Source organism: Pseudidiomarina andamanensis (genome assembly GCF_009734345.1).
In the GTDB taxonomy this organism is placed as follows: Bacteria; Pseudomonadota; Gammaproteobacteria; order Enterobacterales; family Alteromonadaceae; genus Pseudidiomarina; species Pseudidiomarina andamanensis.
This window is the reverse complement of record NZ_CP032551.1, coordinates 25,880-40,060: the sequence shown is the minus strand read 5'-3', so window position 1 is coordinate 40,060 and position 14,181 is coordinate 25,880. Positions and strand designations below refer to the sequence as shown.

11 protein-coding genes are annotated in these 14,181 nt (G+C 49.0%); 3 read left to right on the top strand and 8 right to left on the bottom strand.

The annotated features are described in order from the left end of the window. Positions 1-52: 52 nt before the first annotated feature. Both D3795_RS00170 and acs read right to left on the bottom strand, forming a co-directional pair. A complete protein-coding gene (locus tag D3795_RS00170; protein ID WP_156265632.1) occupies positions 53-700 on the bottom strand; it encodes a response regulator transcription factor in 648 nt (215 codons plus the stop codon). A gap of 7 nt (positions 701-707) precedes the next feature. Further along, on the bottom strand, positions 708-2,651 hold the full coding sequence (gene acs, locus D3795_RS00165) for an acetate--CoA ligase (protein WP_156265631.1): 1,944 nt from the start codon (positions 2,649-2,651) through the stop codon (positions 708-710). Between the two features lie 397 nt (positions 2,652-3,048). Here acs and D3795_RS00160 point away from each other — a divergent pair, with 397 nt between their 5' ends. Both D3795_RS00160 and D3795_RS00155 read left to right on the top strand, forming a co-directional pair. Next, on the top strand, positions 3,049-4,242 hold the full coding sequence (locus D3795_RS00160; protein ID WP_156265630.1) for a DcaP family trimeric outer membrane transporter: 1,194 nt from the start codon (positions 3,049-3,051) through the stop codon (positions 4,240-4,242). A 223-nt stretch (positions 4,243-4,465) separates the two neighbouring features. Then, positions 4,466-5,047 carry a hypothetical protein gene (locus tag D3795_RS00155; RefSeq protein WP_156265629.1) on the top strand — a complete coding sequence of 194 codons (582 nt, stop codon included), beginning with the start codon at positions 4,466-4,468 and terminating at the stop codon, positions 5,045-5,047. A gap of 338 nt (positions 5,048-5,385) precedes the next feature. On the opposite strand, the gene pgsW is transcribed toward D3795_RS00155, so the two are convergent. From pgsW to D3795_RS00130, 5 genes are all read right to left on the bottom strand, one after another. After that, positions 5,386-6,537, bottom strand: coding sequence for a poly-gamma-glutamate system protein (gene pgsW, locus D3795_RS00150; RefSeq protein ID WP_156265628.1), 1,152 nt, complete (start codon positions 6,535-6,537; stop codon positions 5,386-5,388). A gap of 27 nt (positions 6,538-6,564) precedes the next feature. Next, complete coding sequence (pgsC, locus tag D3795_RS00145) at positions 6,565-7,140, bottom strand: poly-gamma-glutamate biosynthesis protein PgsC (protein ID WP_156265627.1); 576 nt, start codon at positions 7,138-7,140, stop codon at positions 6,565-6,567. Continuing rightward, positions 7,137-8,342, bottom strand: a complete 1,206-nt coding sequence (gene pgsB, locus D3795_RS00140) for a poly-gamma-glutamate synthase PgsB (protein WP_156265626.1) — start codon at positions 8,340-8,342, stop codon at positions 7,137-7,139. The genes pgsC and pgsB overlap by 4 nt, the downstream gene beginning before the upstream one ends. A 78-nt stretch (positions 8,343-8,420) precedes the next feature. Further along, complete coding sequence (locus D3795_RS00135) at positions 8,421-11,117, bottom strand: putative bifunctional diguanylate cyclase/phosphodiesterase (RefSeq protein WP_156265625.1); 2,697 nt, start codon at positions 11,115-11,117, stop codon at positions 8,421-8,423. Between the two features lie 97 nt (positions 11,118-11,214). After that, complete coding sequence (locus tag D3795_RS00130) at positions 11,215-11,499, bottom strand: hypothetical protein (protein WP_156265624.1); 285 nt, start codon at positions 11,497-11,499, stop codon at positions 11,215-11,217. Positions 11,500-11,669: 170 nt separating this feature from the next. Between D3795_RS00130 and D3795_RS00125 the strand changes: the two genes are divergently transcribed. Further along, positions 11,670-13,064 (top strand): MBL fold metallo-hydrolase, encoded by a 1,395-nt coding sequence (locus D3795_RS00125; RefSeq protein ID WP_310942354.1) that lies wholly within the window; start codon positions 11,670-11,672, stop codon positions 13,062-13,064. Positions 13,065-13,117: 53 nt separating this feature from the next. Here the strand turns inward: D3795_RS00125 and galE are convergent, their stop codons facing one another. Then, positions 13,118-14,137, bottom strand: a complete 1,020-nt coding sequence (gene galE / locus D3795_RS00120) for a UDP-glucose 4-epimerase GalE (RefSeq protein WP_156265623.1) — start codon at positions 14,135-14,137, stop codon at positions 13,118-13,120. Positions 14,138-14,181: the final 44 nt, after the last annotated feature.

The window sequence follows — 14,181 nt, the reverse complement described above, 5'->3', positions numbered from 1 at the left end:
TTCATTAACAAATGAATCATTTTTTATTCAAATTTGTAACAAGATGTAACAATTAGGTAGGATTCGGTTCAAGTTGCAGACGCTCAGCCAAAAGTACCGCTTGAGTACGACTGTACACGCCAAGTTTGCGGAAAATCGCCGTGATGTGAGCTTTGACGGTCGCTTCAGTAATGTTTAATTGGTAAGCAATTTGCTTGTTTAACAAGCCTTCGTGAAGCAAGAACAGTACGCGGTATTGTTGCGGGGTAAGATCAGCGACTTTTCTGGCAAGTTCCTGATCTTCATCGGTGATGTTATCGAGGCGTCCGCGCATCTCTGCCGGAACCCAAGTGTCACCTTGTAAAATAACATCGATCGCTTCAGCAATTTTTGCTGACGAGAGTGATTTCGGGATAAAACCTAACGCGCCGAAGCCAATGCATTTGCCAACCACGGCTGGGTCTTCAGAGCCGGAAATAATGGCAACGGGAAGTAACGGATAATCTTCGCGAATACGAATTAACCCATACAAATCGCCGCTGCCCGGCATGTGCAAATCTAATAGAAGTAAATCAAGATCGTCATCCTCGTTAAGCGCCGCAAGCGTCGCGTCTAAATCGCCCGCTTCACGCAACTCAAGCTTAGGATAATGATTCGCGAGTGCCCCCTGCAGGGCCTCGCGAAACAAAGGATGATCATCTGCTATTAAAAATTTCGCCATGCCACCGTCATTTGTTTAATCGGTTTTCGATTAACGAATCTACCACAGACGGATCGGCAAGCGTAGAGGTATCGCCTAAATTCTCGAATTCGTTGGCAGCAATTTTACGCAAAATTCGGCGCATAATTTTACCTGAACGCGTCTTCGGCAAATCAGCTGTCCAGTGAATAAAGTCAGGCGTCGCAATTGGGCTTAATTCCTTGCGTACCCAGTCACGCACCTCTTTGGTCAGCTCGTCGGTAATCTCCGTACCAGCCATCGCCGACACATACACATAAATGCCCTGACCCTTCACGTCGTGCGGATACCCCACAACTGCCGCTTCAGAAATCTTCTCATGCTCCACCAGCACCGATTCAATTTCCGCCGTACCCAAACGGTGACCCGACACGTTCAACACGTCATCGACACGGCCGGTGATCCAGAAGAAGCCATCTTCATCACGACGTGCACCGTCACCAGTGAAGTACATATTTTTATACGCCGAGAAATAGGTTTGCTCAAAGCGCTCGTGGTCACCCCAAAGCGTACGCATTTGGCCTGGCCACGAATCTTTAATCACCAAGTTGCCATCTACCGCGCCCTCAAGCTCATTGCCATCAGCATCCACCAACGCTGGCTGTACACCAAAGAATGGACGTGTGGCTGAACCTGGTTTCAAATCAGTCGCACCCGGTAATGGCGTGATCATGATGCCGCCCGTTTCGGTTTGCCACCACGTATCCACAATCGGGCAACGGCTCTCACCAATCACCTTGTAATACCACTCCCAAGCCTCAGGGTTAATCGGCTCACCGACGGAACCCAAGGTACGCAACGATTTACGCGTTGAGGTTTCTGCCGCGGCGGTGCCTTTTGACATCAGCGCACGAATCGCTGTTGGTGCGGTGTACAGAATATTTACACTGTGCTTATCAACCACTTCACCAATACGGCCCACGCCCGGATACGTTGGCAGACCTTCAAAAATCAGCGTGGTTGCGCCGTTCGCTAACGGACCATACACAATATAACTGTGCCCTGTAATCCAGCCCACATCGGCCGCACACCAATACACATCGTCTTCGTGGTAATCAAATACTAACTCGTGCGTCATTGACGCATACACCATGTAACCACCAGTGGTGTGCAACACGCCCTTCGGTTTACCGGTTGAACCTGAGGTATACAAAATAAACAGCGGGTCTTCTGCATTCATCACTTCTGGCTGGCACTCAGCAGGCACATCTTTCACCAACTGATCCCACGCCACATCACGGCTGTCGTCCCATTCGGTTTCGCCGTGCGTAACCTTCGCTACCACAACCTTTTCAACCGTTGCGCAACGACCGCCACGTAGGGCTTCATCAACATTTGCTTTCAGTGGTGTACTCTTGCCACCACGACGGCCTTCGTCAGCCGTTACAATCACTTTCACACCGCAGTCATTCACACGGTCAGCAATGGCATTCGGCGAGAAGCCGCCAAAAATAACCGTGTGCACCGCACCAATGCGCGCACACGCCAACATGGCATACGCCGCCTCAGGCACCATCGGCATATAAATCGCCACTCGGTCGCCTTTTTGCACGCCCAGCTTCTTCAAACCATTGGCAAAGCGCGACACTTCGTGATGCAGTTGCTTATAGCTAATCTCTTCACTGACGCTTGGGTCATCACCTTCCCAAATAATCGCCGTTTTATCACCGCGCTCCGCCAAGTGTCGATCAACGCAGTTGTAGCACGCATTCAAGGTGCCATCTTCAAACCATTTTATGCTCACATTACCCGGCGCAAAACTCGTATTCTTCACCTTCGTGTACGGGCTAAACCAGCTAATACGCTGCCCCTGCTCACGCCAAAACCCCTCAGGATCTTTCACGCTCTGCTCATACATTGCCAGGTATTGTTCATTGTTCACCAATGCCCGCGCTTTCGCATCCGCCGGCACTTTATAAACGTCATGTTGCATAAAACCTCCTATTGAACTGCTAAATCGTTATTCGTTACTCGTTATTGGTTATTCGTGAGTTTAGCTCGCTCGGCAGATTGAAGTACGATTTGCTCACTTCTTTGTGCGCTAGCTTTGGTTTCTCGTCTTTTTCGATTAACGAATAACGAGTATCGAATAACGTTTTTTTGATGCGTATACCTTCAGTTATTGCGCGCGATCAAGCCATTAGACCATAGTCTAGATTGATAATTACGCCCGCATGTTAAAAGCTTACTCACTAACGTTATTCGTTACTCGTTATTCGTTATTCGTGCATCGAGTTAAATATTTATGGTGTTTGTCTTACTTCGAATAACCAATAACGAATAACGAGTTTCGAATAACGAACAACGTCTTACAAAACAGGAGCACAGCAATGTTGCAAAAAACACTAACCAAATCGCTAGTTGCCAGTGCAGTACTTGCCAGCTTAGCAGGCGGCTTAGCCACAAACGCTCACGCTGCAGAGGGCCCAGAGTGGTCATTCAGTGGCTATGTAAAACTCGATGCCATGATCTCTGACTATGGTGACGGTTCAGCCGGTTCGGGTACCGACAAAAACATCGGTCGCCAGTTCTATATTCCTAGCTTAACGCCAGTGGGCGGTCAAGGTGACGACGCCGTAACCGATTTCCATGCGCGTCAATCGCGTTTCTTTTTCGACGTAAAGCAAAAGCTCGATAATGGCGAAGACATCAGCGGTCGTATCGAAATCGACTTCTTGACCGTGCCAAGTGGCGATGAGCGTATCACTAACTCATACGCGCCACGCTTGCGTCAAGCCTACCTGCAATACAAAAACTGGTTGATTGGTCAAGCTTGGTCAAACTTCCAAGATTTAAGCATCTTGCCAGAATCAGTCGATTTCGTTGGTGCAACCGACGGTATGGTGTTCATGCGTCAACCGCAAGTTCGCTACACTAGCGGCGCATGGAGCTTCTCAATCGAGAACCCAGAAACCACAGTGAGCTTAGTGGATGCGGGTACCGGTGCGGTATCTCGTGCCGCCACCAGCGAAGGTATCATGCCTGACTTTACCGCAAAGTATAAAGGTAAGAGCGGCAACTTCAGCTACAGTGTTGCCGGCTTAGTGCGTCAATTAGCGTACGACATCGATAGCGACGGTAGCGACGAAACAGCAACCGGCTACGGCGTCACCTTCGGCGGTAAATTAGCATTTGATAACGGCAACGACATCCGTGCTAGCTTCACCGCCGGCTCAGGTATCGGCCGCTACTTGGGGCTTAACACCTTCAACGGTGCTTATGTTGACCCGAACAACAGCCTCGAGTCACTCGACGTAATGGGCGTTACCTTCGCGTATCGTCATCATTGGAGCGACAAAACCCGTTCAAACATCGTCTACAGCCGCGGCTGGGCCGATAACACCGACAACCTCGAAGGCTCGCTAGCCACTGAGTTCACTCAGCGCGTTGGCTTCAACGTGATGCACTCAGTCGACAAAAAGCTCACCTTCGGTGGCGAAGTATCGTTGGCGCAACGTGAAAACGACGCCGGCGTCGATGGTGACTTGACTCGCCTCCAGTTCATGGCGATGTACACGTTCTAAAGGCGAAGGCGTTATTCGTTATTCGTTATTCGTTATTGGTTATTCGTTATTCGGAAAAGCGAAGGACGAAAAACGAAAAACGAAGATACATCTCAAAAATGGCTGGTCATTTAGGTGACTGGCCATTTTTTTATGCTCTAACAAACAAGAAAACGAGTGATATTTAAGCTATATTGCAACGACTAGATATGGAAAGACAAAATAAACCAAAGGGATACTACGCATGCAGAAGGCAAAATATTACGTCATATTTTTAGTAGGTTGTTTGTTCAGCGCGAGTTCTCATGCAGAAACAACCAATCATCACCTACTCACGTTTCCACAAGCGTCCGATACCAGCATTTGGCAGCAGCCGCATCATCGCTATGACGAAGGGTCACAGCCGTACGAATTAAATAGCTTATATAAATCCTTTGGACAAAACGAAGCTGACATCATTAATGTACTCGGCGAACCGCTGAAACGAACGGAAAAGCAAGTACCAAACCGCCATCAGCCAGAACATAAAATGACAGTAAGTCAGTTATTTTATGATGGCTTAACCATTGAATTATTAACAACTGATGAACAACGTAGTTTTGTCAAACGAGTGTTCATTTCAAACTGCGATATCCTCTCCGATTTTCAATTATACTTGTGTACAACCGCAAAGAGTTTGAAAGAACGTCTAGGGCAACCATCTGTCGAAACCGACACCGAGTTAACCTATTTAATCACCATCGGCGACATCGGCGCGGTACCGTTACGTATATTTCTCAAGAGTGGCAACGTAACCGGCATCTATGCAAAAAACCTAATTGACTGATATCAGGAGATCATAGAGGTGTGCATACCCCCTAAAAATTTTAGTGTTCAGTTGCATCAAATTTGATACAAATCAGGCACCCCAAAATGCGACTTTTTTGCTGCAACTGAACAGCCTTTTTTCAGAGACACCACACACCCATATACCTTTCATGAAACGCCCCAAAGCATAGATTCTACATACCCATGCTCTGCTGCTCTTACACTTGCCGCTTCAGCTCATTGGCTAACTGGATGCCTCCGATGCTTCTACATGCATATCACCACGAATAACCAATAACCAATAACGAGCAACGAACAACGAGCAACGCTGCGCGTTACCCGGCGTAGAACGCCGGGCTACACCATTGGTTTGGTGATTTTGCCGTGGCCGCCGGCGCGATTAAAGATGCTGGTAATACGTGCTGAGCGCACAATCAACCAGGTCATGCCGAATAGGCCAAGGCCAAGCGCAATTGCTAACCAACGGTTGTACACAGTGGCGGAATAAATGCCGCCGTTGCCAACGGGCACGGGTTCAATCGGTGCAATCGGTAAGCCGTAGCGATTCGCTAAGTTCTTAATGCCGATGAAATGAATACCCGGAATTTCTTCCTGTAAGAAATAGCCCATTACGGTGTCTACCGCGAATGCTCGCGCTGGTGCATCTTTTTGTAAGCCTGATTTGAACATGTCATCAATGCCCGGAGGGCCTACAATCGTAGCGCCACCACCCACGTTCACAAAAGCTTTGTAACTGCGCTCTGCAGAGTACTCACGGAAAATCGCAATACGGTCAGCCACTGCCTCTTGATAGTTTGCAGGGTCAATAAAGTTAATATCGGCGCGGTCAATCGAGCGCTTCAACGCCTCAATACCCTCATCGGAAATACCGATACCACGGTCTTCAATACCACCTAGAGAAGCATAAATTGGCTTCAGCGAGATCACACCCGCGCGCCGCAATTCGCGCTCCATATCCAGCCATGCGAAACCCGGTACGTTGGCGCCCCACTGCGACGACGATGCTGACGCAATAATCACCGCATCGGCACCAAGCGCTTCTAACGCCGAGTACACCGCAAGGTTCATCGCTGGAAACGAGCCTGATACGGTCACTGCCACTAAATCACCTTCGCCTACCCCTGCATCTGCTAACAATTTCACGGCAACTGCGGCCCAGTTCGGGTTCACGGTAGTTTGCTTCGATTCGCGGCCACCTTGGTTGGTGGTAATAATGGAGTTCTCAAGCCCAACTAAACCAGAACGTTGCGGATCAAACTCCGGATTAATCGGCGCAAGCTGGGCACGCAATGGCTTCAACACATCCATACCTTCGCGCATAATTTTTGCGGCGTTCACCATGGTGGCGTAATTCTTATCCACCACGGGGTCACGTTGACGTAAGTTTTCAGCCAGCAAAAATGCCAGCACCGCCAGCGCAATCAGAAATACTTGGCCCCAAAGTGGCACTCCTGAAGAGCGCCAATAAATCTTGGTAAATTTACTCATTTGAATAATTCTCCTGTTGGCGCTTACTTACCAGCCGGGCATCTGAAATGCGCGGCTTGCTTCATACATACTGAGTGATTCGGGCATTATCGCAATCAGTGCTAAGCGTACCAATACAGCGGTTACAGCCAGGCCACATAAGGTTTGCAACACGCCTTGACGCTCAAACCAAATGGCAATCAAACCCGGAATGATGTAGCCAATGATGCTACTTTCCATCACTGCCATCATTAGGCTCGATTCCAGTGGCTGTACCTGCGCCTGAGCTTCATCAACACCGGCTATCATTTGTAAGTCAGTCCAATTCACTAAGTTGCCAATAAACATATCGAACAACCCAGCAATAATGTAGCCAGTTAGAATCATGATGATGGTTTGACGGCGACCGTACACAATCACGAAACTTGAAACAATTTTGACGATTAAATAGGTCACGAATGCGGCCACCAGAGTTAGCGCCAAACTCAGCGGATCTGTTAACTGCAACGCCACATAGCCAGGGACAACCAAACCACCAGCCGCTAACCCCAAGGTTTGGGTGAGTAGCAGCGTAAAGAACAACCCGATGCCGATAGCAACGGCAAGAATATTCAGCGCTATCATACGTCTTCCTCATCAATTGCACGGTTTTGGAAAAAGCGTGCGACTTCTTCGCCGCCACCATGAATGTTACACATCCCCACAATCAAGGCATTGCCTCGCGATTGCTCAAGCAATACCTCAGTAATTTCCGTCATATGAGCACCTTCCATGACTAATAACTTGTCGGGATCGAGACCGAACTTCATTGCCTCACGCACGAAAATAAATGAGCCTGAACCCATCAACACCACTTTACTGGCCGGTGTCCATTGCACCACAGCCTCTGCCATTTGTTGCGAACGATGGGGGCGGTCAGCACGACAGTTAATGAGCATAATGGAATGCCGATCGCGGCCATGCTTCTCTAGCATGTTCTCCCAAATACGGCCGGTGGATTCAGGATCATTTGCCGCAAACGCGTTCACGAAAATCAAATCACGTTCAAAATAACGCACGTGAAGCACCTGCATGGCACCGGCTTCTGGTTCTAATGACAACATGCCTTGCAATGCGTCTTCGCGTTTCACGCCTAAGTGCTCGCATACTTTCAACGCTAACGCGACGTTTTCGGCATGTTCGGCGTATTTAAATTCAGCGAGAACTTCTTCAGGTATCGCCGCCACTTCCTCTTCGGTGACGCCGTGCAGTTGGCTACGACGGTCTTGGCAGGAGTCTTCAAACACATCAAGCAAGTCGCGCTCGGCGGTGAACAGATTCCCCCGCACCGGCGTACTGCCGGCTAATGCCAATGCGACATCACGTTCTCCGGGGCCCATCACATCAAGATGGTCAGCCCGCGCGTTGGTAATTACGCCCACGTTTGAGCGCACCATGCGTAACTCGCTGAGGCTCTGATAATGCGGCTGCAGTGCCATACACTCCACCACCACAATTTCCGGCTTCAGCACTGCCATGCGTTTTAGCATGCGCATTTGCTCAATAATGTTGGCACCGCTAATGCGGTAGATAGGGAATTCACGACCATCGGGGTCGGTCATGGCCGCCGCCGAGCCGGTGGTTTTCGCGCAAACACGCTTACCGCCGCCACGAAGACCTGCAGCAATGAGTCGCGTGACACTGGTTTTGCCGCGCGTACCATTCACGTGCACCCGAACGGGAATATTTCGCAGTAGAATTTTGTGCCTGAGCGCTTCAAAAGCACCTGCTGCAACCAATACCAGCCACAGCAGCACCACAATGCTTAATAACACAGGAAATGACATGTTTTGGCCTTTAGATTGTAAATTACATACATAAGTGTATGTAATTAATAGACCAAAAGATCGGGATTAACGAATGTTTTACAACTCTTCGAATGGTACTGGTCGGCCGAAGTAAAAACCTTGCATATAGTTACAACCCAGCTCGGTGACAAATTCCGCTTGTTGTGGCGTTTCAACGCCCTCCGCAACCACGGCGAAATCGAGGCTTTGTGCAATTTTAATCACCGAGCCAATCAATACGCGATCAGAACGATGGGTACGAATACCAGCCACGAAGCTGCGATCAATTTTCACTTTATCTACTGGCAACCGTTTCAAATAGCTCAAAGACGAGAAGCCAGTACCAAAGTCATCCAACGAAATCGTAATGTTCTTATTACGCAGGTTTTGCAGTACTTCCACCGCATAATCGGTGTTTTCCATCAAGATGCTTTCGGTCAGTTCAAGCTCCAACCACTCTGGCTTACAGCCCGTCTCTTCCAAGGTTTGCTCTAGGAACGGAGTAAATTCGGTACGGTTAAAGTGCAATGTCGACAAATTCACCGCCATCTTGCATGGCCCGTGCTCCTGCAATTTCACCGCGGTTTCACAAGCGCGACGGAACACCCACTCGCTAAGCGGAATAATCTGCCCTGTCATTTCGGCTAGCGGAATAAACTCAGTAGGCGAAATGAACTTACCAGGTTCGCGCTCCCAGCGCAGCAACGCCTCATAACCAATGGTCGCACCATCGTTACAACGCACAATCGGCTGGTAATGCAGCGTTAACTGATTCTTTTCTATTGCTTCTTGCAAGCTCGAACGCATCGCCGCCGATGACTTAAATTGCAAGCTCATGCTGTCTTGGTATATCTGAACGTGGTTGTGGCCTTGGCGCTTGGCTTGATGCATTGCCATATCGGCACGCTGAATCAGCTCAAGCGGCGCATACTGGTCTTCCGTTTGATGCGCGACGCCAATACTCGCCGTAAGATAAATCTTATGATGCATAATGCGATAAGGCTGCGCGACGGCACTCAGAATCTTATTGGTTAACTCGGTCACCGCCTCTTCGTTCTCATGCATGTTCTGCAACACAATTAAGAACTCATCGCCACCAAAGCGCGCTAACATACCGCGATTACCAACAATGTTGCTTAAGCGCTGCGCTAGCACTTGTAGTAAGCGGTCACCTACCTGCAAGCCTAAGCTATCGTTAATCAGCGTAAAGCCGTCGAGGTCAATAAACAATGCGGTTAAATCGCGCTGCTTATGGAATCTATCGGCGATCATGCGCTCAATCGTGGTGCGATTATATAACCCAGTCAGTGCATCGTGTTCCGCCTGAAAACGCAGCTGACGCCCCTGCACCACCAACTCGCGGTTACGTTCAATGGTTAACGCCAAGAACAACACAATCGCAATTCCGGCGAAGCTCACCAACGTCTGCAAATTGGCACGCGCCTGCATTTCCGACAAATCATACATGTACGAATAAATCGGTGTACCGCTAGTAAATTCGGTATCGAGCGCACTTTCATACAAGAACAGCGCTTTTTTCTGCAAATACATCAGTGTGGTGTCAGACACCCAATGGCCATATTCGTCAAGCAACATGCCGTTAGAAATTGCGGTGTAAGTGTAAATAGGCGAGCGATAAGCGAGTGCTTGATTTGATAGCATCTTGGGCACATTCACGACGGCCAAGATCCCCCAATAGCCACTTTCATAATTATCGTCTTTAAAATCTATCGGTACGTGAATAAATAACCGAGCACCTGACTCAGTATTTGCACGCGAAGCCACCAACATTTGTACTTTGTCTTTTTTTGTCGGGTCAAATTGCTGTTGCAAGTAACCATCGGCCAAGTACATTGCTTTATACGTGGTATCTTGATGTCGCGAACGCTCCCAAACTAACTCGTTGCCACGACGTAAAATCAGACTTTCTAGAAAATCGACATCGCGCAAAAATGCCGTCATATCAATCGACATCAATTTATCATGAATAGTTTCCGGGTAATTTTCCCAGCGCTCCGCCAAACGCAGTAACGTGCTGACATATTCATTTCCTGCCGCACGGCGACTTGCATTGAGGCCTACTGCCGCTTCGCGCCCTCTATCGCGCAACTCATTCATTTCATTATGAAACAGGGTCACACCAATCGCAGAGGAAATGAGTAATCCAATCACGGCAATTGACGTTGTCAAAATGCTGACCGTTGGTAACTCGCCTTCGTTGGCGGTGCTTTGATTCCAAAGGCCAATAAGAGCAAGCAACACCAATGCGCCAGAAACCAAGCTGCCCGTCGGGTGACGCGCCAACAGCGGCGTTTCCGTCACAAAATGCATCAATAGTAATATGGCGAGCGCTAATGCCACCAACCCACTAATAATACGTTGTACACGAATCGCGAAGAGGTTACGTAACCGCAACGCCATCCATACCCCAACCAATCCTGAAGTAGCATAAAGCCCGCGATGAACTTGTGAATCGAACGTATCAAACAGGCTGCCCATGAAACCGTCGACCGACGCAATAACCGCCAGCACCGCGAACAGTCGCGATAAGCCAGCCCTCGACTCACTGCGGCTGTTTAAGTCGAAAGTCAGTAAAGAAATACCAATTGCACCGGCCGCAATCAGAATAGATGAGCTTAAAGAGTGGTAAATTTGAAGCTGGGTCGGCTCGAGAAATCGGTACACCAAGATCACGAAAGCAGCCATAAACAAAGCGATACCTATCACTAGGTTCACGACCGCCTTGGCCTGCTGATCGACTTGTATTATGCGCATTCCCCGCCTCTGTTTTCTTATTATTGTTATGTCTTCAATATAACCACAAGAAAAACAGAATGACTAGCGTAGAAATGTAAATTTTACTTGGTGTGTGTCAGTTGGCGAAAAATTGAATTTTCAGACGTTTTATAAAAGAGATAGCTCGTGGAATCACCCATTGCTTTCCCTTTCGATCACGAAAAACGGCGTGCGTTAAAATTGGCGAGCGCTGTAATTCCGCCATAGCTCGCTTAATCGCCGCACCATTTGATTCCGCCAATGGCACGCCCAAATCAGAGAGCTTTTCTGTGCCATTGTATAGCGATATTTTTCGGCGCGTTTTATGAGCACTTTTCACTTCGTTTATTTGTTCGGTTTGTACAGTTTGAGGTTCACTCACTTTAATGTCGACTCCCTTTGACAGCTTCTAATTGTTTTAACGTTTATGAGCTCAAAACGTAAATACAATGTAAAGAGTAACGTATAATTTTGAAAACAAAAGCAAGCAAAGATAATAGCATTATGTTATTTTTTTAATAATATTACGTTAAACAATTGATAGTAAACAACATGGACGTTATTCATAACATGATCGACCGAGTGCATCATCACGGCGCGCACCAAGGCGTGACGGGCTCTTGCCACGAGTTCCTAATGGCTGATGGCAACGCCATGTTAATTGATTGTGGTCAATTTCAGGGCGGTGACGTTGTTGATTTTACGATTTCTAGCGACAAATTCGGTCGCATTCAGGAGATTGATTTTGAGATTGATCACCTCGTTGGATTAGTCATTACCCACTGCCACATTGATCATGTCGGCCGCTTGCCAAGTTTAATGGCGGCCGGTTTTCGCAAGCCAATTTACTGCACGCCCGCAACCGCCGTGCTCCTCCCAATTGTGCTAGCAGACGCCATGAAAATCACCCGCTTCCCGCATGCCTCTAAAGTATTAAGTGGGGTGCAGTCCTTACTCCGACCCCTCCCTCTCGACCGCTGGCATGCGCTGGAACATGGTTGGCGGCTACGTTTGCGCAACGCCGGACATATCATGGGGTCAGCTTACGTTGAGTTTGAACAGATGACTGAAGTGGGCGTACATGAAGACCCAGTACGCGTGGTGTTTTCCGGCGATTTAGGCTGTAAAAACACCCCGTTACTGCCTGACCCAACCCCATTGGAATATGCTGATTTACTGGTACTAGAAAGCACTTACGGCGATCGCTTCCATGAAGACCGCGAAACCCGCCAGCAGCGCTTAAAAGAAGTTATTGAGAAAGCTTATGTTGATGGTGGCACGGTGTTGATTCCCGCATTTAGTATTGGCCGCACGCAAGAATTGCTGTACGAAATAGAAGACATCATGCATCAAGACCCTGACTGGCGCACGATGACGGTGATTTTAGATTCACCGCTAGCAAGTCAGTACACCAAACAGTATCGGCGCTTAAAAGCATTGTGGGACGAGGAAGCGAAGGAACGTTTGGCGGATGATCGCCATCCGCTTAATTTTGAACGTCTGCATGTGGTGGAAAGCCACGAACAACATATGCAAATTGTTGATCTGTTGCGCGAAAGCGGCGAGCCGGCCATCATTTTGGCTGCTAGCGGCATGTGTAGCGGAGGGCGTATCGTGAATTATTTGAAGGCTTTGTTGGGTGATTCGCGAACTGACGTTGTGTTTGTTGGTTATCAAGCCGAAGGTACGCCGGGGCGGCAGATTCAAGAGTATGGGCCGCGCGGAGGTTATGTCATGTTGGATCATGAGCGCTACGACATTCGTGCCCAAGTGCATACACTTGGCGGTTATAGTGCGCATGCTGACCAGAAGGGGTTATTGGAGTTTTTGCAGACCACGGCGGGCTCGGTGCGTGATGTGCGGTTGGTGCATGGGGAAGCTGGGGCGAAAGAAGTGTTGGCCGCGGCGATAGAGCGTTCGGGGTTGATTACTGGTTCCGTGATTTGAGCAGGAGGTGGGGTGCAGTCCAAGGACAGCACCCCTCTTCGGGGGTACTGTCCTTAAACTGCACCCTTAAACCCATTCGGGTTCTGCGATTGCCAGCGCCAGGCGTCGGTCATCATGGTGGCGAGGTCGCGCTGCGCTTCCCAGCCAAGCGATTCGCGCGCATACGATGGGTCGGCATAACACACCGCAATATCACCAGGCCGACGCGGCACGATTTGGTACGGCACTTCGCGGCCAGATGCTTGCTCAAACGCATGCATCATCTCCAATACCGAGTAGCCGTTGCCAGTTCCAAGGTTCACCGCCTCGAAGCCAGTCGCTTTTTGCAATTTATCCAGCGCAGCCAAATGCCCAAGCGCTATATCGACCACATGAATATAATCACGAACGCCGGTACCATCTGGCGTCGGGTAATCATCGCCGTAAACGCTCAACTGCTTCAACCGTCCTACCGCGACCTGCGCAATGTACGGCAGCAAGTTATTCGGAACATCATTCGGGTCTTCACCAATCAGCCCCGATTCATGCGCGCCAACCGGATTAAAGTAACGTAAGACAATCGCCGACCATTCAGGATCAGCCACACACAAGTCTGCCAGCATACGCTCGACCATGTATTTTGACGTGCCGTAAGGATTGGTTGTACCGCCAGTAGGCGAATCTTCGCGAATTGGCACACTAGATGGGTCGCCGTACACCGTCGCCGACGAGCTAAACACAATGCGCTTCACGTTATGTTCAGCCATTACCTGCAACAAAATCATCGTACCGGCAAAATTGTTTTCGTAGTATTCCAGTGGCTTTGCGACACTCTCACCGACCGCTTTCAAGCCAGCAAAATGAACGACGGCAGTAATATTGTTTTCACTAAATACGCGCTGCAGCAATTCACCATCGCGAATGTCACCTTCCACGCAGGTTACGTCCTTACCAGTAATTTGCGTCACGCGCTTCAAGCTCTCCACCGAGCTATTGCAAAAATTATCGTACACCAACACGTCGTGGCCAGCTTGCAACAGCTCAACTACCGTATGCGAACCAATGTAGCCCGCACCACCAGTCACCAAAATCATTCCTAACTCCAGAAAATTAATTGCAAAAGAAGTATACAGGTGCA

Bases quoted from the DNA above. Each gene is read 5' to 3' on its own strand.
- D3795_RS00170 (WP_156265632.1), bottom strand. From the start codon at position 700: ATGGCGAAATTTTTAATAGCAGATGATCATCCTTTGTTTCGCGAGGCC.
- acs (WP_156265631.1), bottom strand. From the start codon at position 2,651: ATGCAACATGACGTTTATAAAGTGCCGGCGGATGCGAAAGCGCGGGCA.
- D3795_RS00160 (WP_156265630.1), top strand. From the start codon at position 3,049: ATGTTGCAAAAAACACTAACCAAATCGCTAGTTGCCAGTGCAGTACTT.
- D3795_RS00155 (WP_156265629.1), top strand. From the start codon at position 4,466: ATGCAGAAGGCAAAATATTACGTCATATTTTTAGTAGGTTGTTTGTTC.
- pgsW (WP_156265628.1), bottom strand. From the start codon at position 6,537: ATGAGTAAATTTACCAAGATTTATTGGCGCTCTTCAGGAGTGCCACTT.
- pgsC (WP_156265627.1), bottom strand. From the start codon at position 7,140: ATGATAGCGCTGAATATTCTTGCCGTTGCTATCGGCATCGGGTTGTTC.
- pgsB (WP_156265626.1), bottom strand. From the start codon at position 8,342: ATGTCATTTCCTGTGTTATTAAGCATTGTGGTGCTGCTGTGGCTGGTA.
- D3795_RS00135 (WP_156265625.1), bottom strand. From the start codon at position 11,117: ATGCGCATAATACAAGTCGATCAGCAGGCCAAGGCGGTCGTGAACCTA.
- D3795_RS00125 (WP_310942354.1), top strand. From the start codon at position 11,670: ATGGACGTTATTCATAACATGATCGACCGAGTGCATCATCACGGCGCG.
- galE (WP_156265623.1), bottom strand. From the start codon at position 14,137: ATGATTTTGGTGACTGGTGGTGCGGGCTACATTGGTTCGCATACGGTA.